The sequence below is a fragment of the Methylophilus sp. 5 genome, assembly GCF_000515275.1.
In the GTDB taxonomy this organism is placed as follows: Bacteria; Pseudomonadota; Gammaproteobacteria; order Burkholderiales; family Methylophilaceae; genus Methylophilus.
Genome location: NZ_KI911560.1, coordinates 53,972 through 74,893, shown reverse-complemented (window position 1 = coordinate 74,893; position 20,922 = coordinate 53,972). Strand labels below are relative to the sequence as shown.

General features: G+C 49.1%; 17 protein-coding genes. 13 read left to right on the top strand and 4 right to left on the bottom strand.

Going from position 1 to position 20,922, the window contains the following annotated elements:
- Positions 1–19 precede the first annotated feature (19 nt).
- From METH5_RS0100345 to METH5_RS0100315, 7 genes are all read left to right on the top strand, one after another.
- On the top strand, positions 20–1,447 hold the full coding sequence (locus METH5_RS0100345; protein WP_029146616.1) for a porin: 1,428 nt from the start codon (positions 20–22) through the stop codon (positions 1,445–1,447).
- Positions 1,448–1,605: 158 nt separating this feature from the next.
- The gene (locus METH5_RS0100340; RefSeq protein WP_029146615.1) at positions 1,606–1,800 is read left to right on the top strand and encodes a YezD family protein; all 195 of its coding nucleotides are present in this window, start codon (positions 1,606–1,608) and stop codon (positions 1,798–1,800) included.
- Between the two features lie 64 nt (positions 1,801–1,864).
- On the top strand, positions 1,865–3,568 hold the full coding sequence (locus tag METH5_RS0100335; RefSeq protein ID WP_029146614.1) for an alginate export family protein: 1,704 nt from the start codon (positions 1,865–1,867) through the stop codon (positions 3,566–3,568).
- A 12-nt stretch (positions 3,569–3,580) separates the two neighbouring features.
- Positions 3,581–4,588, top strand: a complete 1,008-nt coding sequence (locus METH5_RS0100330; RefSeq protein ID WP_029146613.1) for a sulfate ABC transporter substrate-binding protein — start codon at positions 3,581–3,583, stop codon at positions 4,586–4,588.
- Between the two features lie 67 nt (positions 4,589–4,655).
- Positions 4,656–4,934 carry a DUF2325 domain-containing protein gene (locus METH5_RS0100325; RefSeq protein ID WP_029146612.1) on the top strand — a complete coding sequence of 93 codons (279 nt, stop codon included), beginning with the start codon at positions 4,656–4,658 and terminating at the stop codon, positions 4,932–4,934.
- Positions 4,935–5,102: 168 nt separating this feature from the next.
- Positions 5,103–6,755, top strand: coding sequence for a bifunctional diguanylate cyclase/phosphodiesterase (locus METH5_RS0100320; RefSeq protein WP_232410879.1), 1,653 nt, complete (start codon positions 5,103–5,105; stop codon positions 6,753–6,755).
- A 213-nt stretch (positions 6,756–6,968) separates the two neighbouring features.
- Entirely contained in the window at positions 6,969–8,597 is a 1,629-nt protein-coding gene (locus tag METH5_RS0100315; protein WP_036307436.1) for an EAL domain-containing protein, read from the top strand.
- Positions 8,598–8,619: 22 nt separating this feature from the next.
- Here the strand turns inward: METH5_RS0100315 and METH5_RS0100310 are convergent, their stop codons facing one another.
- The 4 genes from METH5_RS0100310 to epsC form a co-directional block, all read right to left on the bottom strand.
- Positions 8,620–9,957, bottom strand: a complete 1,338-nt coding sequence (locus METH5_RS0100310) for a TAXI family TRAP transporter solute-binding subunit (RefSeq protein WP_029146609.1) — start codon at positions 9,955–9,957, stop codon at positions 8,620–8,622.
- A 157-nt stretch (positions 9,958–10,114) separates the two neighbouring features.
- Positions 10,115–12,013 (bottom strand): family 2A encapsulin nanocompartment cargo protein cysteine desulfurase, encoded by a 1,899-nt coding sequence (locus METH5_RS0100305; protein ID WP_029146608.1) that lies wholly within the window; start codon positions 12,011–12,013, stop codon positions 10,115–10,117.
- Complete coding sequence (locus METH5_RS0100300) at positions 12,000–12,914, bottom strand: family 2A encapsulin nanocompartment shell protein (RefSeq protein WP_019882668.1); 915 nt, start codon at positions 12,912–12,914, stop codon at positions 12,000–12,002. Before METH5_RS0100300 ends, METH5_RS0100305 begins: the two co-directional genes overlap by 14 nt.
- Positions 12,915–12,976: 62 nt before the next feature.
- A complete protein-coding gene (epsC, locus tag METH5_RS0100295) occupies positions 12,977–13,879 on the bottom strand; it encodes a serine O-acetyltransferase EpsC (protein WP_029146607.1) in 903 nt (300 codons plus the stop codon).
- A 458-nt stretch (positions 13,880–14,337) separates the two neighbouring features.
- Here epsC and METH5_RS0100290 point away from each other — a divergent pair, with 458 nt between their 5' ends.
- The 6 genes from METH5_RS0100290 (at position 14,338) to METH5_RS0100265 (ending at position 20,922) form a co-directional block, all read left to right on the top strand.
- A complete protein-coding gene (locus METH5_RS0100290) occupies positions 14,338–15,285 on the top strand; it encodes a sulfate ABC transporter substrate-binding protein (protein WP_198290704.1) in 948 nt (315 codons plus the stop codon).
- A 57-nt stretch (positions 15,286–15,342) separates the two neighbouring features.
- Entirely contained in the window at positions 15,343–16,212 is an 870-nt protein-coding gene (locus METH5_RS0100285) for an EAL domain-containing protein (protein WP_029146605.1), read from the top strand.
- A gap of 150 nt (positions 16,213–16,362) precedes the next feature.
- Positions 16,363–17,196 carry a sulfate ABC transporter permease subunit CysT gene (gene cysT / locus METH5_RS0100280; protein ID WP_029146604.1) on the top strand — a complete coding sequence of 278 codons (834 nt, stop codon included), beginning with the start codon at positions 16,363–16,365 and terminating at the stop codon, positions 17,194–17,196.
- Positions 17,197–17,334: 138 nt separating this feature from the next.
- The gene (cysW, locus tag METH5_RS0100275; protein ID WP_029146603.1) at positions 17,335–18,225 is read left to right on the top strand and encodes a sulfate ABC transporter permease subunit CysW; all 891 of its coding nucleotides are present in this window, start codon (positions 17,335–17,337) and stop codon (positions 18,223–18,225) included.
- 1 nt (position 18,226) lies between these two features.
- Positions 18,227–19,204 (top strand): sulfate/molybdate ABC transporter ATP-binding protein, encoded by a 978-nt coding sequence (locus tag METH5_RS0100270; protein WP_029146602.1) that lies wholly within the window; start codon positions 18,227–18,229, stop codon positions 19,202–19,204.
- Between the two features lie 308 nt (positions 19,205–19,512).
- Positions 19,513–20,922 carry a GGDEF domain-containing protein gene (locus tag METH5_RS0100265; protein ID WP_232410878.1) on the top strand — a complete coding sequence of 470 codons (1,410 nt, stop codon included), beginning with the start codon at positions 19,513–19,515 and terminating at the stop codon, positions 20,920–20,922.

Sequence of the window (20,922 nt, the reverse complement as noted above, 5' to 3'; positions counted from 1 at the left end):
TTTATAACAGGGGATAATAATGAATTTGAAGTTTCGTCGTTTGTTGATGGCAACCTTGGCCGGTGGTCTGTTAACAGGTTTGACGTCTGCTGCCTATGCTGATTCAACCACTGACCTGGTACAGGCATTGATTAGTAAAGGTGTTTTGACCGAAGAAGAGGGCGCTTTGCTGATGAAGGGCCGCACTAATGAAGTCGAAGTGCAAAAAAAGAAAGAAAGCAAGAGCTGGACTAGCCGTGTGAATATACGCGGTTATGTGCAAAACCGTGTCACTGCAATGATTGGTAATGATGGTGATAATCCTGCTCATCCTGTCGATTTATGGTCTGACCGTTCCGTAGGGACAGATTCATCCATTAACCCAGACAAAAACTTTTTGATTCGCCGCGCCCGCATCATTATTTTTGGTGACTTCGGTGATCATTTAAGCTACTACATTCAGCCTGACTTTGCATCGTCTGCCAGCGGTACTAACAACATTGCACAGCTTCGTGACGCTTACGGTGATATCAACATTGATAAAGCCAAAGTGCACCGCGTGCGTGTGGGTCAATCTAAAGTGCCTTATGGTTTTGAAAACCTGCAGTCCTCTTCAAACCGTCTGGCGATGGACCGTGTAGATGCGATGAACAGTGCGGTGCGTGACGAGCGTGATACCGGTGCTTTCTACTACTACACGCCAGAAAATGTGCAGGCGTTGTTTAAAGAAATCAACGACAAAGGCCTGAAGCATTCTGGTAACTACGGTATGTTGGGTGCGGGCTTGTATAACGGTCAAGGCGCAAACCGCAGTGATGTGAACGATAACTACCATGTGGTCGCGCGTGCTACTTATCCTTGGAAAACTGAATCCGGCCAGATCTATGAGGCTAGTATTCAAGGCTACCATGGTGATTATGCACCAACAACGGGTCGTTATAATTTTAACGGAAATGCTAACGTGAGTTCATCTGCGAATACTGGTGCAACACGTACGCCTACCATTGCAACCGATGATGCTAAAGGCTTTAAAGATCAGCGTGTTGGTGTCAGTTTTGTGATGTATCCACAACCATTTGGTTTGCAAGCTGAGTGGAACTGGGGTACCACACCAGGTATGGATATTGCTCAAAACAGAATTGAAGAGAAAAGTCTGCAGGGGGGTTATGTGCAGGCAATGTACAAGATCGACAATTTCCAATTCCTCGAGACCAATGGTACGTTGATTCCATTTATCAAATGGCAATACTTCGATGGTTACAACAAAGCAGAAACCAATGCGCCTGAAAACCATGTGAATGACTGGGAGTTGGGTGTAGAGTGGCAACTTGCACCTGAGGTTGAGATTATGGCTGAGTACCACCATATGAAACGTAATAACCTGGTGACTGGTAACCGTGCTGGTACTCTGGATTATCAAAGCTTTACAGCAGATGCTTTGCGTGTACAAGTACAGTACAACTTCTAATTACATCTGATTTACCGCTTAAATTAAAAATCCCGCAACCTTGCGGGATTTTTTTACCCCTTATATAGTTAAAAGTAATATAAAAATAACGAATAATTATTTTTTAAAATATACATAGTCTGAAATAATGCCGTTCATTCAATGCAGTGAGGGGCATCATGTCTACAGTCTTAAATAAGCCGGATACACAAGCTGACGAAGCGGTGCTGGCTATTGTGGCGGCCGCTATTTCGGCCGTACAGCAGGATACCGGTTACGGGTCTATTGAAATTACAGTACATGATGGACGAGTGACACAAATTGAGCGGCGCGAGAAAGTCCGCTTTGATCACCAGATAAAACCTAAAAAGTAGTTGATATGATTTTACTGAACACTGACCAGGCTGCTGGAAGTCATTAATTTACGGGAGATAATACATGCAGTTAAAGAAAATAAGTCTTGCACTGGCAACCGCAGGTGTGTGGTGGCTGGGTAATGGCGTGGCCTCAGCAGAAGAGGTGCAGCTGGCAGAGACACAAGTAGAGGATACTGAGCAACAGAAAAAAGTAAAAGCACGTTTGGCTGAAATCAAAGCCGAAGAAAAAGCTGCTGCCAAAGCGGCGAATGGTTATTACCTTGAGCGTCGCAGTTATGGCACGCAAAAAGAAACCGAGCCACCTCGCTATGTTAAACAGTTAAACAAAACGTGGTTAAAAGACTACGACAGCTTTGCTGATGTTGACTGGCTGGATATTGGTTTTGAATATCGCGCGCGTTATGAAAGTCGTCAAAACGATTTTCGCCGTGCACAAGAAAACATTGATGATCCGCTCTTGTTGCGTTCACGTGCTTATGTGGGGTTGAAAAATATTTTAGACCCGTTCCGTTTCGCGGTTGAAGTACAAGACTCTCGCCGTAATCACAGTGACTACAACGATAGTACGGATCGCCGTTTATCAAATGACCCCAAAGATATCGACCATGCTGACTTTTTGCAGGCTTATTTGGAGTTGTATTTCAAAGAAAGTATTTTTGGCAAGGATGACCTAGGCAACAATCGCCCATTCTGGGTCCGTGGTGGCCGCCTGGCTTGGGAAGACCTGGATCGTCGCTTAATTGCCCGTAACGAATGGCGTAACACGACCAACACTTTCCAGGGGATTCGCGCCAATATTGGTGAAAAGAAAAACGACTGGCAGTTGGAAGCCTTTGCGGTACAACCTGTTCAACGCTTTGCAAACCAGTTGGATCAAGTGGACCATGCCCAGAAGTTTTACGGCCTGGTGGGTGACTGGCGTGGTTGGTCTGAATACGTGACCATTCAGCCATACTATTTTTACCTGAAGCAGAATGGTAACAGGGTTGAATATGACGGTAACGGTACCGCTTATAGTGACCGCAGTGTTTACACTGCCATACAACAGACAAGAGCAAGCATTGACCGTGAAATTAATACCGGCGGTGTGCGTGTTTATGGTGTGATTCCTGGTACGCAATGGGACTACGACGCGAGCTATAGCAAGCAGTGGGGCGAGGTTCAGCGATATATCGGTAGTCTGGCGACAGGTCGTTATATCAACGTTGACCATGATGCATATGCCTACACCGCAGAAGTTGGCTACACCTTTAACAAGCTTTCATGGAAACCTCGTTTCAGCGGTTCTTATGGCGTAGCCAGCGGTGACAAAGTGTCTGGCACGACAGCGACAGATACTTCTGACAACCAGGGTTTTGACCGTTTGTTTGGTTTTGCCCGTCCTTGGTCTAACAACGACTATATTCAAATGAACAATATTCGTGCAGCGAAAGTGCGTGCTGAATTTGACCCTAAGGTGCCGTTTTTGGAAAACGTGAAAGTTGACACTGGGTTTAGCTGGTATCGCCTCGATAGCGCAACGGATCGTTGGGCAGCAGGTAACAACTTGCAGGATGTCACAGGTAATGCAGGCCGTGATTTAGGCAAAGAGTTTGATTTACGCGTGCGTTTCCCATTGAGTCAGTATACATCTCTGAACTTAGGCTACGCGCATTTTTGGGCAGGTGATTTTGTGAAGGAGACTTCACGTAAGGTCGCTGGTCAAGCTGATCGTTCCGACAGCTCCAATTTCTTCTACACCGAACTCACTTTGTTGGGTTTTTAATCGGGGAACAGCATGAAATTTAATACTACCTTACTCAAGGTGATTGCAGCGGTTGCCTTTGCATTGCCAGTGGCTGCATCGGCGGCTGATGTGAACTTGCTTAATGTGTCTTACGACCCAACACGTGAGTTGTATCAAGACTACAACGATGCGTTTGCCAAATACTGGAAAGCCAAAACAGGTGACAATGTGATTATCAAACAATCACACGGTGGTTCCGGTAAGCAGGCACGTTCAGTGATTGACGGTTTGCAAGCTGACGTAGTGACTTTGGCTTTGTCTTACGACATTGACGAAGTCGGCAGTAAAGGCCGCTTGTTCGGGCCCGACTGGCAAAAGCGTTTACCGCATAACAGCTCTCCTTACACGTCGACCATTGTGTTTTTGGTGCGTAAGGGCAATCCAAAAAGCATCAAGGACTGGAATGACTTGGTCAAACCGGGCACTTCAGTGATTACGCCTAACCCGAAAACCTCGGGCGGTGCACGCTGGAACTACCTGGCGGCCTATGCCTATGCGTTAAAGCAGAACAATAACGATGATGCCAAAGCCAAGGACTTCTTGAAAAAGCTGTTTAAAAACGTACCGGTGCTGGATAGCGGTGCGCGTGGCTCAACCACCACGTTTGTCGAGCGTGGTATTGGTGATGTGTTGCTGGCTTGGGAAAACGAAGCCTTCCTGGCGCAGAAAGAACTAGGCCCGGACAAGTTTGATATCGTGGTGCCTTCTTTGTCGATTTTGGCTGAACCGCCAGTGACGGTGGTTGATAAAAATGCCAAGCGACATGGCACTGAAGCGGTTGCAAAAGCTTACCTGGAATATTTGTACAGCGAAGAAGGCCAGGAAATTGCGGCGAAAAACTATTACCGTCCAACCCTGGACTCTGTGGCTAAAAAGTACGAAAAACAGTTTCCAAAGGTCAATTTGATCAAAATTGACGAAACGTTTGGTGGCTGGCAAAAAGCACAAAAAACACATTTTGCCGATGGCGGTGTGTTTGACGAGATTTACCAGAAATAAGATTTGATCAACAGAAAAAGGCATTTACCCAATGCCTTTTTCTTTCTCTACAAAAGGAGAGTGTTTCATGTCAAAAGCATTAGTGATTGGTGGTGACCGCATTGAAGGCATCAAACAGGTGCTGCACGCGCAGGGGATCGATAAAATTGATCACTGGACGGGCAGAAAGCCCGGCGATGTCAAGCGCGAGCTACCGGCAAACGTCAATGTGATTGTGTTAGTGACTGGCTGGCTCAATCATTCCATGATGTATCGTATCAAGCATGTGGCGCACAAACGTGGCCTCAAGGTGGTGTATACCCGCAATAGTGCCGATGGCATGCAGCGTGTGCTGGAAGCCGCCTGATGAAATGTAGTGCTGCGTTCACGAAAGTTTAAGTTTTTTTAAATTAGGTCTAAATTTATCCATTTGTTTGGCCGATAACACCATAGAGATGTCAGGTTTAATGACCTGACTCAAGAATCTTTTTGTGCCCATGCGCAAAATGACGTGGTGATAGTGGTTAAAGGGTAAATGATGAGTCAAACCGGGATTGGCGACCAAACAGCGCCACTCAGCGAAAATGCAACGCAGCGGCAATTTATGCGGCATCGTCTTGTGCGTAAAGTACAAGACAATACCCATTTTTTGGCCATGGCCAGCATGGTCTGCGGTTTGCTGGGCTTTCCGCATTATTTGCTCGATGTCGCCAATAATGTCTGGCTGGCGCAATTACTCACGTATCTCACCTTTATTCTGGTCAGTTATAACCTATTGCTGGAAAACGGCCGTAACAATCTGGCCATGCTCACCATGTCACTGGTGACTGTCAGCCTGTTTGTGGTACAGCTGACGCCTTATGCAGCAGACTTTAACGATACCGCGCAGTTATTGCGCATGTCGAATGATATTCAGATACACCAACTCTCCCCGATTATCGAGAACGCCGCAGGCGCCTTGCTGGCTTGTCTAATTGCGACCTCTTATCTATTTCAACGTTCGGGCTGGCTGGCCACGAGCCAGGCAATTTTATATGTTGCAGTCATGATTCCGCTAATCCCGCTGCTGGGTTTTTTGTGTGGCATTGCACAGCCTTATGGTCTGATGTCACCTTTGACGACCTTAAGCGGTTTGCTGTGTGCATTCGGCTTACTGGCCAAGCATGCTTCGCATCCACCCATGAGCTATTTGCTGTTGATGGATGACAACGGCAAGCAAATTCGATTCAGCATTGTGTTCTTGAGTTTTTTTGCCATTATGCTGGCCAGGGCAGGGGTGGAGTTTGGTGACAATATGCGTGCGCTACCGGTTGTGGTGGTGGTTTCTATTTTGGCGATTATCTACACGATGACTGTCACCTATTACCGCAGAGGCCAAACCAGTGAGCAAATGTTGCCTGCGACGGATATGGACTTTGCTAGCCAGGTAGAGTCTGCGCTGGATAACCATCAGTTTTTTATGGTGTATCAACCCCAAATTGATTTTAGTACCGGCAAGTTAAAAGGCGTAGAGGCTTTAGTGCGCTGGCAGCATCCCGACAAAGGCGTGATTTCGCCTGAAAAATTTATTCGTGTCGCCGAACTCACCGGGCTGATTGTGCCTTTGGGTAAATGGGTCATGCGCACCGCCTGTACACAGGCTGCACAGTGGAACCATCACCCGGTGCTGGGCAAGATTGAGGTGGCGGTGAATGTCTCGGCGCTGCAATTAAAGTCAGGCACGCTGGTTGAGGATATTTTGCAAATTCTGGCTGAAACCGGCTTACCACCGCAACGGCTTGTGGTCGAGCTGACTGAAAGCGCTTTTGTGCAAGATGATGGCGAAAATTCACGCATTATGCATCGTTTAAAGCAGGCAGGCATCAAACTGGCGATTGATGATTTTGGCACTGGTTATTCTTGTTTGTCTTATCTGCGGGATATTCCTGGCGACTATTTGAAAGTTGACCGCTCATTTGTGATGGAACTACCAGGCCATAACAAGGCAGAAGCCGTGATTCAGGCCATTGTGAGCCTGGGTAAAAGCCTGGACTACCGCATTATTGCCGAAGGCATTGAAACAGAAGCCCAGGCCGCTTTTTTGAAAGGTATCGGTTGCGACATCGCGCAAGGCTTTTTGTTTGCCAGACCACTGGATGCGCAAGCGCTGCAACAATGGGTGGCAAACGAATTGACCGTTGATGCCTGATTGATTTTTATACCGGCATGCTGCTTGTGTCGTGCTCTGTTACAAGAGAATACGTTTTAATAGCAAATCATCCATGAGTATCAATTTAATTTGATTTAAAGGATGATAAAACCCTGTTTGCTTTTATGTTGGCTTCAATGTAATTGCGCCTATAGTAAGACAAAACACCCTGCGATAAGCGGGGGATAATAATAGATCTAGACAGGGGGCAACATGTCAGTATCCAGCATTGACTGGTCAGCTGTCACTGTTCAGGAATGCGCGACGCAACGTTTGTATATGCGGCATCGTTTTCTTAGAACCGTGCAGAGGTACTCTCCTTGGCTCGCGCTCGCCAGTATTGTCAGCGTGATGCTAGGTTTTTCGTTCATCGACTTGCACCACACCTTTGAACTCAGTGTGCTGCAGAGTCTGAGCTACCTTATTTTTATTGTAGTCAGTTTGCGTGTGATATACGACACCAGGCGTGATCAGGCTTTCGTTGGATGGCTGATTGGCGGTGTATTGCTGGCCTATTGTCTGCAAGCTTACTGGCTATTAAGTAGCCACGCGTCTTTTAGTCATATCGCGTCTATCCGTAATTTTTCACAAGTCGTCAGCCAGGGCCAGATCGCCACCGATTTCGGCATGTCGTTGCTGGTGATCGCAGGTCTTTTACTCTGCCACTTCCAATGTAACAGGGCCAGCCAGGCAGTATTGAGTGTCGCCTTGCTGATGCCGGTGACTGGTCTATTGGCGCGTGCCTACGGCATTCCTGATGCCTATGGGCAACTTTCTACGTTGTCTTGCCTGGGCGGCTTGTTGTGTGCTTCTGCCTTGCTTGCCAAGCAGGTGTCGCAAACTTCTATGAGTTATTTGTTATTGCTCGATGATACCGGCAAGCATTTGCGCTGGATTATCAGTCTGCTGTTTTTGTGTGCGATTGTGCTGGGTGGTGTAGGCGTTTATTTTAAACACGATTATCGTTTGACGCCGTTGATTATTACGCTGGCACTGATTTGCGTGGTCAGTATCATGACCTTTACTTATTACCGCAAAGGGGTGATGCATGAGCAAGTGTTACCGCCTGAAGACCTGGCATTTGCCAGCGAGCTGGAGGCGGCAATTGCACATCAAGAGTTTTATCTGGTTTATCAGCCGCAATTAAATTTCATCACTGGCGAACTGGTCGGTGTTGAAGCATTAATTCGCTGGCAACATCCGCAACAAGGGGTGGTGCCGCCAGCCAAGTTTATTGGCGTAGCCGAACTGACCGGCCTGATTGTGCCCATGGGTGCCTGGGTATTAAAAGCGGCTTGCCAGCAGGTGGCTGCCTGGCAAGAGGGCGCATTGAGCCAGGTGAAGGTGTCGGTTAACGTCTCGCCCATGCAATTGCGGTCGCCCGGCTTTACCGATTATGTGTTGCAAGTGTTGCGTGAAACCGGCTTGTCCGCTGACCGCCTGGTGATAGAGCTCACTGAAAGTGCGCTGATTCACTCTGACAGTAAAGGCACTGATAGTTTGCAGGCGCTCAAGCAACTGGGGGTTAAGCTGGCGATTGATGATTTTGGCACCGGCTATTCTTGCCTGGCGTATTTACGCGATATTCCTGGAGACTATTTAAAAGTTGACCGTTCTTTTGTCAATGATGTGCCTGGCAAAGAGCGCTCAGAGGCGGTGACCAGTGCCATTGTGGTGCTGGGCAAAAATCTGCATTACCAGATCGTCGCCGAAGGTGTGGAGACTGAGGCGCAAGCTGAATACCTGAAAAGCCTGGGCTGTGATTTGGTACAAGGCTATTTATACGCCAAGCCGATGGAAGAGCAAGCCTTGCAAGCGTGGGTGAGCGCAAGGCTTGCGTGAGTATTTGATTGGCACAGACGTATTAGTTGGCCGTTGCTGATTGAAACTTGTGATGGTTGAGTTTTGACCTGACCAGCTCGATATGTGCGCGCAGTTCGTAGGCATATTGTGAAAATGGCACCGGTAACTTCACATTGACCACTTTGGCCTCAATATCATTGAGTTTTTGCAGGCATTCTTGCAGGTCTTCAGCGCTTTTAATTTCCTGTAGCTGGGTATCCAAAAAGCGCAACTCACCGTAATAACGAAACAGTTTTCGTTTCACCAGCCAGACATACACCATCGGAATGATTTTGGTCAGCGGGATAAGCAATGCCAGTAATGGCAAAATAACGATCAAGGTTCGGTTTACAAATGTCGCCGCCCAAAACGGCAGATATTTATCAATAATCGGCAAGCCGGACTTATAAAAATTAAGTGCCTGCGCGCTGAGCGGAAAGTCGGTATCTTTAGCAGATGGAAACTCGCCTTTGCTATTAAACATACTTGGGCCGCCGTGTACTTCGGCAATCACTTTCATCATCAGATAGGCCAGTGCCGGATGCATACTTTCTTTGACGACCAGCGTTGCCGTGGGCGCCACCAGGTGTACATCATGGCTGGGCGTATTCTTAGCCAGGTCCATAGCACCTTCTGGTAGCACCAGGTGATGCATAAATGGAAATTTACGAGAGAACGCTTCGGCGGTGTCCAGGCTTAGCAAATGCAAGCGTTTATTTGTCACCATTTCATGCACCATGCCCGAATTGGCCACATCCACAAATAGAGCTGCATCCAGTGTGCCTTGTTGCAAGGCCATGGCGGCTTCTTCACCGCCAATCGCCAGCAGTTTGGTGTTGCTGCTATTAATCCCGCTTTCAGTCAGTAGGGTGCTGACCAGGGTATGCGTGCCATTACCCGCGTAGCCGATGGCGATACGTTTACCTTTGAGCGTAGATAAATGTGTAATACCTGCTTTGCAGCGGCAAAATATCCACACCGGCTGGTAATACAGGCTACCTAAAGAGAGTAGTGAGCCTGCGCCTTCACTGTGGGCGACGCCATCTTGAATAAAGGCAATATCGACGCCTGATTCCGGGTCTTTCAGTAAACGCAGGTTTTCAGTGTCACCAGACGTTTTGCGGATTTCTAGTGTAATGCCTTCTTTTTGCAGATAAACACCGTAAATGGCGGCAAAAGCGTTGTAGTTTAAATCTGCTTCGCCAGTGGCGATCACAATCTTGCGTGGCGGTGCCGGGTCTATGAATTTATAGGCAAAAAACAGCGCCAGACAGATCAGAAGCACTGAAGGCAGCGTGGCCTCCAGCAGCTCTCTGGTAAAAATAGAAGTAAATTTGTTATTGCGCGGATCAAATTTCATCGGTCAATATTCTGTGTGTAGAGGGCAGCACCGGCTCGGTTGCTATAGCGATTTTACAGAGGGTTGGGCAGAATGTCACAACACATGGTGATTTGCGCGCACAGGCAAAAAAACAGCCATTCACCGGCTGGTGAATGGCTGCAAGGATAAAACCGTGTTAAGCGTGGTAAGACGCCAGTCGCTGTAATACTGCAATCATGCGGTCAATTTCTTCATAGGTGTTATAAAACGCCAATGAAGGACGCACGGTGGTTTCTACCCCAAAACGGCGCAAAATGGGTTGCGCACAATGGTGACCAGAGCGCACGGCAATGCCTTCTTCATTAAGTGCAGCGCCGACTTCTTCACTCTGATAGCCTTTGAGTGCAAAAGACAGTACGCTGGCCTTATGCTTGGCTGTGCCTATTAAGCGCAGATTAGGAATCTGGCTCATGGCTGCGGTGGCATACTCAAGCAAGGCGTGCTCATAGGCGGCGATATTCTCGATACCTAAGCGCTCTACATACTTGAGTGCAGCACCCAAACCGACAGCATCGGCAATATTGCCGGTGCCTGCCTCAAACTTGGCCGGGGCTGCGTGGTAGACCGTTTTTTCAAACGTGACGTCCTGAATCATATTGCCGCCGCCTTGCCAGGCGGGCATGTCCTGCAATACGTCCGCTTTGCCATAGAGCGCGCCGATGCCGGTTGGGCCAAAAATCTTGTGCCCTGAGAACACAAAAAAATCTGCATCCAGCGTTTGTACATCGGTACGCAGGTGCGAGACCGATTGCGCGCCATCCAGCAACACCTTGGCGCCAACACGGTGTGCCATGGCAATCATTTCCTGCGCTGGCGTGACCGTGCCCAAAGCATTTGAGACTTGTGTGAAAGAGACCAGCTTGGTTTTGGCCGTGAGCAGTTTCTGGTATTCCTCCAGCAAAATCTGGCCGCTGTCATCCACCGGAATCACTTTGATGACCGCGCCTGTTTCCTGGCACAGTTGCTGCCAGGGCACGATGTTAGCGTGATGCTCCAGGTTGGAAACCACAATCTCGTCACCCGCCGCCAGATGCTTTTTGCCCCAGGTTTTAGCGACCAGGTTAATCGCTTCTGTCGTGCCGCGCACAAAAATCACATTATTCACTGACGGTGCATTAATAAAGCGGCGCACGGTTTCGCGCGCATCTTCATAAGCATCCGTCGCCCGCGCCGCCAGTTCATGCGCAGCCCGGTGAATATTGGAGTTTTCGTGCTGGTAGAAATAGCTGATGCGATCAATCACCACCTGCGGTTTGTGCGTGGTGGCCGCGTTATCAAACCAGACCAGCTGACGCCCATTCACACGTTCGTTGAGAATAGGAAAGTCACGGCGCACGGCATGCACGTCAAACGCAGGGTGGGCAGAGGCGGGCAGGCTACTGAGGGCGGCTGGCTCTGCTTGCAAAAAATAAAACGATTGCGCGCTGCCTGCAGACGAGTTGTTGGCCGGTTGCGTCGATGCTGCAGATGACGGCGTCTGGCTTGTTCCGGTGCCCAACCAGCGATCCAGCTCTTGCTGATAGGGAATTTCTATGCCCAGGCCAGCAAAGGCCGCAGGCGCCAGGTAAGCGGCGTCTGGCTGCAACACGTTCAGGTGTGCCGGATGGTTATGCAACGGGTCACTGGCCAGCGTTTCTACGCCTGGCGCATAAGTCAGTTGCTGCGCTTGTGTTTCCAGCGTGACAGGTTGCACTTGTGATTGCGCATAGCTTGGTGACGCAGTACCGCCAACGCCACCCACATTGCCCAGTTTTGTGGTCAATGAGTCTGTGGCGGGCACCGACGGTTGCGGTGTGTGCGAGCTTGCCAATGATTGCGCAAAGTCTGCTGCCGCAAACGGTGCGGTGGCCGGAAAGCCCTCGGCATAAAGGTCATTCACCAGTTGGGTCAGGGTAGCCGTATCCAGCACGCCTGTGTTTTCCAGCTCGCGACCGACACCCAGCGCCGCGGTCATCTTGGGATGCTCGCCCGGCAACGAAGCCAGAATAGCCTCAGGTTCAAATGCCGCTAAATTGATAGGGTTACTTGTAGTCATAGTAATGGTCAACTCCGACATCTTCCAGTACGGCAATCGCATCTTCGGTCAGCACTGCCAGTGAGCAATACAGTGAAACCAGGTAAGACGCAATCGCTTTATGGTTGATGCCCATAAAACGTACCGATAAGCCCATGGTTTGTTGGCCAGGCAGATTCGGTTGATACAAGCCAATCACGCCTTGCTTGCTCTCGCCTACGCGCAGCAACAGGATTTTGGATTTGCCATTAACGATAGGCAATTTGTCACTAGGAATCAGCGGTACACCGCGCCAGGTGAGGAACTGTGAGCCAAACAATGACACGGTTGGCGGTGGCACGCCACGGCGTGTGCACTCACGGCCAAAAGCAGCAATCGCTTTAGGGTGGGCCAGAAAAAACGCTGGTTCTTTCCATACTTTGGTCAGCAGTTCATCCAGATCATCCGGCGTTGGGAAGCCGTTACGGGTTTTCACCGTTTGTGACTTGGCCACATTATTCAGCAAGCCGTATTCTTTGTTGTTGATCAGTTCACTTTCCTGACGCTCTTTGACCACTTCAATGGTCAGGCGCAGTTGCTCTTTGATCTGGTTGTGCGGGCTGCTGTAAAGGTCAGACACACGGGTATGTACATCTACCACGGTGTTGACGGCATTTAATACATATTCACGGCCCCATTCTTCGTAGTCAACAAAAGTCGCTGGCAGTTCTTTTTCATCTTTATTTGAGCAATCTACGGTAATGGCGTTAGGATCTTTGGCCTTGTTAACACGGTAAATACCCGCTTCTACCGGCACCCAATTGAGCAAATGCACCAGCCAGCGTGGGCTGATGGTGCTGAGCATGGGTACCGATTTGGTGGCATTGGCAAGCGTTCGTGCGGCGACGTCGCCCAAGGCGCTCTGGGTTGGTTGTTCGGACATACTATTATTCTCCTTATTAAACTAACGAATCGGTGAGTGACTGAAAGTTGCGTGGTTAAAAATCAAGCAGCGACCGGAATCGGTTTAGCATCCGAGTGCGCTTGTGTGACATGACTATTGGCAGGCACGCTACGTGTGACCCAGACATTGCCGCCAATAATGGAATGTTTGCCGATGGTGATACGGCCCAGAATGGTGGCCCCGGCGTAAACCACCACGTAATCTTCTAAAATCGGGTGACGTTCAAACTTTTTCACCAGGTGACCATTGGCGTCTTTTGGAAAGTTTTTGGCCCCCAGTGTCACCGCCTGGTAAAGGCGGACATGGGTGCCAATAATCGCGGTTTCACCAATCACCACCCCGGTGCCATGGTCGATAAAAAAGTAATCGCCAATGTTGGCGCCCGGGTGAATGTCGATGCCAGTTTGCGAGTGGGCAATTTCGGTCATTAAACGCGCGATGATGGTCAGGCCTAATCCATGCAACACATGTGCAATGCGGTAGTGGATCAGTGCCAGTATGCCAGGGTAGCTGACCAGAATTTCATCGACGCTGTCTGCGGCTGGGTCACCCTGGTAGGCGGCCTCTAAATCGGTATCCAGTTGCAGGCGGATATGTGGCAATTGCTCTGAAAACTGGGCGGTGAAATGGTGCGCTTGCGTGCGAAACTGGTTGATCGGTTCACTGGGTGATTTAAATGCTAACTCCAGGCGAATCTGGTGTTGTAACTCTCGCAGCGCTTTATCTAGTGTGGTCCCGACGTAGAAGTTAATCGCATTCGCTTGAATGTCTGGGTCCCCAAGCCTGTTGGGAAATAGGGCGGCGGCGAGCCACTCTACGCATTGCCCCAATGCCTTACGAGAAGGGAGTTTTGGTGGTTGTGATAATCGCTGCCGTTGTTGTAACGCGCTTTCTCGTATGTTGGCCAGTTCTTGCACGATGTGCTCAATCGCGATTTCTTGCATCGTCAATGTGTCCTGTCAGTATCCGTTGAGCTGTTAAAAACAAAAAAGCCAGCTGCACGAATAGTGCAAACTGGCTTCTAGTGGTCTAGTCAGCTGTAATATTCGCCCACTATAAAATAAACGGCTTTAATTGAATAGGGTTAAAGTCAAATAATTATTGATTATTTGCTTATTCCATTTAGTTATTTAGTGGGCGATCCAGCAAAAGGCAACATGATTTGAGTCTCCCTTTTGACATTAAGAAATTACTCTACTGCATCATCGTTTGCAATGCAGTAGAGCGCATTTATGTGGTTTTTTATATATTTTAAAATTATAAACATATTATATTTTATTCTTTTTAAAAATATTGGATTGTCGTTATAGTGCACACCAGTTTCATAATAATAAGGGAGTTGTGTATGCCGTTTGTTTTGCCTAATGTCTTGCCCAATGTTTTACGTGGTGCCTTACTGGCCATGTTGTTGAGCAGTGTGTCACTGCAAGCTGCAGAGTTGTTGAATGCTTCTTATGATGTGACTCGCGAGTTTTATAAGGATTTTAACCCGGCGTTTATCCAGTACTGGAAAGAGAAAACCGGCGAAACGGTGACGATTAATCAGTCGCATGGCGGCTCAACCAAGCAGGCGCGCTCTGTGGTCGATGGTTTGCCGGCAGATGTGATTACCATGAACCGCAGTGCAGACATTGATATCCTGGCACAAAAAGGCAAACTGATACCAGCCAATTGGCAAACGCGTTTGCCAAATAACAGTGTGCCTAGCGCCTCACCAACCGTATTTTTGGTGCGCAAAGGCAACCCCAAGCAAGTCAAAGACTGGGACGATCTGGTACGCCCAGGGGTCACGTCGGTGATTCCTAACCCTAAAACCTCTGGTAACGGTAAATACAGCTACCTGGCGGCGTGGGGCTATGTGATACAAAAAGGTGGCGATGCTGCCAAAGCGCGCCAGTTTGTGACGGAGCTGTTTAAACATGTACCGGTGCTGGATACCGGCGGCCGTGGCGCAACCACAACGTTTGCCCAGCGCGAGATCGGCGATGTGTTGGTGACGTTTGAAAATGAGGTTTACCTGCTACAAAAAGAGCTGGGCGAAGACAAATACGAGGTGATTTACCCGTCAGTGACCGTGCTGGCCGAAAACCCGGTGTCGCTGGTGGATAAAGTCGTGGATAGAAAAGGCACGCGCAAAGTGGCACAGGCTTATCTCGAGTTTCATTTTTCAGCGCAAGGGCAAGCGTTGGCGGCCAAGCATTATTTACGTCCGCAAGTGAGTGAAGTGGCGCAACCTGCTTTCAAAAAGTTGCATACATTCACCGTCAAACAGGTATTTGGTAGTTGGAACGAAGCCGACAATACGCACTTTAGTGATGGCGGTATTTTCGACCAGATTTATCAGAAGTAGCATGTCCAAAAATAGCATGTCAAGAAGTCGCATGCCAGTACGCAAAAAGGAGTCACGATGACGCAACGTCAATCAAATCAGGAGCCAGAACACATCGTCCAGTTACGTGCCGAGTTAAAGCATGCACTGTCACTGGATCTGGAAGAGTTAGGGCTGTTAGAAGCCAGTTCGGGTGAGTATGAGAGTACCTTTATCGGGGTGCATCTTAAAACCGCTTTTCAGCCAATTTATGATGCTAAACAAGGCGATATCTATGGCTACGAAGCCCTGATCCGTCCGTCATTGTTTGGCACACTGGGCAGCACGCCCGAGTTCGCATTCACCTATGCCGAGCAATCTGGCAAGCTGGTGCAGTTTGACCGTGTGTGCCGCTCGCAGCACGTGTTAAATTACCGTGCCATTCATCAGGAAAACGGTTTGCTGTTTTTAAACGTGCATCCCAAGTTATTGCTCGAGGTGAGCGCACACGGTAAGGTATTTGAACAGATTTTGCATAAATACTCGGTGCCTACGCACCGTGTGGTGCTGGAGATCAACGAGTCGCTGATTGAGCAAGATAAGCACCTGATTGCTGCGATTGAAAACTACCGTGCGCTTGGTTACCAGATTGCGTTTGACCATGTTGGTGGCCATCAGAGCAAGTTGTACCGGCTGTGGAGCACGCACCATGACTACATCAAGTTTGATGTGTCGGTGATCCAGCAGGCAGCGCAGCAACCTTCACTGGCTAAGGCACTAAAGGGCTTGGTGGCAACCGTGCAGGACCTAGGCAGTGCGCCGGTGATTTTGGGCATAGAAACACAGCAACAGCTGGATATTGCGATTGCGTCAGGTGCGACCATTTTGCAGGGCAACTTGCTGGCAGCGCCGGTGGTGGCCAAGGTCATTAATGACCAATATCAGCACCGCTCACCTAAGGTTGCATGATTGGGTTGCGTAATTAAGCTGACGTCATTGGCTGGTATCTGCAGCTTTTCTTAATATAACAGGCGCTTATAAATTAATGATTATTTATTCTTTTGAGATTTAAAAGAATCCAGCTACATTAGCGCCTGTTTACACTTGTCACCACATAATATGGCATCACAAAAAAAGAAACATTTATTGCCCGGCTTTGGGCTGTCATTAGGGGTCACACTGGTTTATTTAAGCCTGATTGTGTTGATTCCGTTATCTGCCGTTTTTTTACGCACGACCGAACTGAGCCTGCATGAATTTTGGGCAGTGGTGACCACCCCCCGCGTGGTTGCCACATACAAACTCACGTTTGGCGCCTCACTACTTGCTGCCGTGATTAATCTGGTGTTTGGTTTGCTCACCGCCTGGGTGCTGGTGCGCTACCAGTTTTTTGGTAAAAAAGTCCTCGATGCCTTGGTTGATTTGCCGTTTGCTTTGCCCACTGCGGTAGCAGGTATTGCACTCACCGCGATTTATGCGCCCAATGGCTGGTTAGGGCAATGGCTGGAACCACACGGCATTAAAGTCGCATTTACGCCATTGGGTGTGGTGGTCGCACTCACGTTTATTGGCTTGCCATTTGTGGTGCGCACAGTGCAGCCGGTGCTGGAAGACTTTAGCGCAGAAGCCGAAGAGGCCGCCGCCAGCCTGGGGGCTAACCGTTGGCAAACTTTTTACAAGATTATTCTGCCAGCCATTTGGCCTGCATTACTCACCGGATTTTCTCTGGCCTTTGCCCGTGCGGTGGGTGAGTATGGTTCGGTTATTTTTATTGCGGGCAATATGCCGATGATTTCCGAGATCACACCGCTGATGATTATTACCAAGCTGGAGCAATACGACTATGCAGGTGCAACGGCCATTGCGGTGGTGATGCTGGTGATTTCTTTCGTCTTGTTGTTGCTGATTAACCTGTTGCAGTGGTGGAGCAATCACCGCCATGGCAATAAATAATTGGCTACGCGGGCAAATCACGGCGTTGCGCGGTACTCAAAATCCTCATGTACTGTAAGTACATGCCGGTTTTTGCGTTCCATGCGCCTGGTGCTTTATCCCGCTCGCTCACAATATTCATTAAATAATAGAAAATTTATGCATACCACACAATTTCAACAATACCAGGGCAAGGTGGCTTTCAAACGCGCCACTTCTGAACCTGCTTGGGTGCGTTGGGGCCTGATCGGCTTGGCCCTCGCTTTTTTAGGGCTGTTTTTGCTGATTCCGCTGGCAGCGGTATTTTCTGAGGCCTTGCGTAAAGGTTGGGGCGTCTACCTGGCGGCGATTACTGAAGCAGATGCGTTATCGGCCATGCAGCTGACATTGATTGCGTCGTTGATTTCGGTGCCATTAAATCTGGTGTTTGGCGTCGCTGCAGCCTGGGCTATTACCAAGTTCGACTTCAAAGGCAAAAGTTTTCTCATCACGCTGATTGATTTGCCGTTTGCGGTATCGCCGGTGATTGCCGGTTTGATTTTTGTGCTGATTTTTGGCCTGCAAGGCTGGTTTGGTGAATGGTTGATTGATCATGATTTTAAAGTCGTGTTTGCGGTGCCTGGTATTGTACTGGCGACTATTTTTGTGACCTTTCCGTTTGTCGCACGTGAGTTGATTCCCCTCATGCAGGCGCAAGGCAAAGAAGAGGAAGAGGCCGCATTGGTATTAGGCGCTTCGGGCTGGAAAATGCTTTGGCACGTGACCTTGCCCAATGTGAAATGGGGCCTGATTTATGGCGTGATTTTGACCAATGCACGCGCCATGGGCGAGTTTGGCGCGGTGTCTGTGGTGTCTGGCCATATCCGCGGCCTGACTAATACCATGCCGCTGCATGTCGAAATTTTGTATAACGAATATAACTATGCGGCTGCGTTTGCTGTTGCTTCATTGCTGACGCTGCTGGCTTTGGTGACCCTGGTATTAAAAACATATGTCGAATGGCAGGCTTCGCGTGATGCCGCCAATATTGAAAAGGAAGTGACGGCTTAACATGAGCATTACCATTCAACACATTAACAAAGGCTTTGGCCAGTTTAGCGCTCTGCGTGACATTAACCTGCAAGTGCCATCTGGCGAACTGGTGGCTTTACTCGGGCCATCCGGTTGCGGAAAAACCACCTTGTTGCGCATTATTGCAGGGTTAGAGTCACCCGATAGTGGCCAGGTATTGTTTGACGGCGTAGATACAACGCATCGTGATGTGCGTGAGCGCCAGGTGGGTTTTGTGTTTCAGCATTACGCATTGTTTCGCCATATGACGGTGTTTGAAAACGTGGCTTTTGGCCTGCGTGTGCGGCCGAAAGAAACCCGGCCATCTGATGCTGCAATCAAAAAACGGGTGCACGACTTGCTCAAACTGGTGCAATTAGACTGGCTGGCAGACCGCTATCCGCCACAATTGTCAGGCGGCCAGCGTCAGCGTATCGCACTGGCACGCGCCTTGGCGGTAGAGCCTAAAGTGTTATTGCTGGATGAACCGTTTGGCGCGCTGGATGCCAAAGTGCGTAAAGACCTGCGCCGCTGGTTGCGTCGCTTGCACGACGAGTTGCATGTGACCAGTGTGTTTGTGACGCATGACCAGGAAGAAGCGTTAGAAGTGGCTGACACCATTGTGGTCATGAATCACGGCCAGGTCGAGCAGGTAGGGTCACCGCAAGCGGTGTACGACCAGCCAGCGACGCCGTTTGTGTATGAGTTTTTGGGCAATGTGAATGCGTTTGAAACCCCACAAGGCAAGGGCTTTGTACGCCCTTATGAAATTGCTGTGAGCCGCGTGGCCGAAGCCAATAGCATCGTTGGCGCTTTAACCTATGTGCATTCGGTCGGGTCTCTGGTGCGGCTTGAAATCAAACGTACAGACAACGAGCAATATGTGGATGTTGAACTTGGGCGTGACCAGTTTAACCAGTTGAATTTTCAGCAGGGTGAAACGGTGTATTTGAAACCAACCCAACTACGCGTTTTTTAGCAGCTTGTTCTCATTGTATTATCCAGGCGAGCCGATGTGCTCGCCTGTGTTTTATATGCTCGTCTCATCTGCAGTGTGCCACGGTTGCTCAACAGTGGTCAGCTCCTCAACCTCTGCTCAAACAGTCACCTCATATATTTATCGCACATATATCGCCACGGATGTAGGATGTCTGTTTATCAGTTATTAAGTTAAGTCAATATTTAATATCATAAACATAAAAACGTTATCATGTCTTGGCACTCCATGATACTTGATAACAAAATGTGAGCGATGGAGGTGCGTATGAATAAACAATGGTATTGGCGATGACGTACGACGAACACACCCCTGACTCTGGTAATGATGCCGGCTATGCTGAAATGCTGGTCACCGACGAGTGGAAAGCCATCATGGCGAGCACACCATCAACGGTGATTGAGCAAGTCTATGGCTTGATCCGCGGCAATATGCATGAGCTGCTCACCGCTTACCGACAGTATTTGAGTACGGATCCGGTATTGAGCAAGGTGCTAAATACGGATGACATGCGCACTAAATGGACTGCTGTGTTTGAAGAGTGGGTCTGCCAGCTGTTTAGCATGCAATTTTCAGATGTAAACCACTTTGTCCAAGCGCAGCATGCGCTGGGCATGAAATTGTCTCGGGTAGGTTACCCGGCGCACTCTGTCTCTAAAAGCCTGCGCATGATTAACGCCTGTATTTTGCGGCATATCCTGACGCAACCATGGGCCGATGAGGCAAAGCTGCAATCGGTAATGTATGTTAACCACCTGATTGGTCTTTCATACGAAATTCGTAATCATGGCTATATGCAGTCTATTTCTGACCAAACCCGGCTTGACGAGTCGTATCGGCTGGCGGTGATCGGCAGCAATATCGCCATGGAAAGGGAGCGGCAGCGTGCGTTTCTCACCGAGTGGGAGAGGAATATTCTGGCCTGGTTTTATAGCCCGTCTGACATTGGCCTGCCAAGATTGGCCAAGTCTGAATTTGGCATGTGGTTTTTGCACAAAGCCAGCCTGATGTTTGAGCGCACGCCCAAATTACAAAACATTGCCGACTGTATTGCCAAGATTGACCAGCATATATTGCCCAAGCTCGAAATTACGCATTACGATGACCGCGCAGCGATTGGCAACCAGTTTCAGCTGATTCAGCAGGATCTGCTCAAAATTAAATTCGTCATCAATGAAATTTTTGACTCACACATCGAGATGGATAACGCGCGTGATAGCTTGACCCGGTTGCTCAACCGGCGCTTCATCCATACCGTGCTCTCACGTGAAATCGCCTTGCAAAAACGCGCTGGCGCCATTGGCTTTGCTATCCTGATTCTCGACCTGGACCATTTTAAAGCCGTAAATGACAGCCATGGTCATGCCGCTGGCGACATGGCCTTGCAGAAGGTAGCCACGTTAATGACTGAGTCGGTTCGACCATCTGACTTTGTGTTCAGGTATGGTGGCGAAGAAATGCTATTAATTCTGGTCGAGGCCGATGCAGCCATTGCCGCCCAGGTGGCAGAAGAGATTCGCAGCAAAGTCGCACAAACACGCATACAGGCACCAAGTGGCGACAGCATCGCACTCACTGTGAGTATTGGCGGCGCACTTGCTAAAGGCAAAATTGACTACGAGTCAGTGATCGCAGAGGCAGACAAAGCGCTGTATCAGGCAAAGAATGCCGGCAGAAACCAGGTGATGATGAGCGCGTAG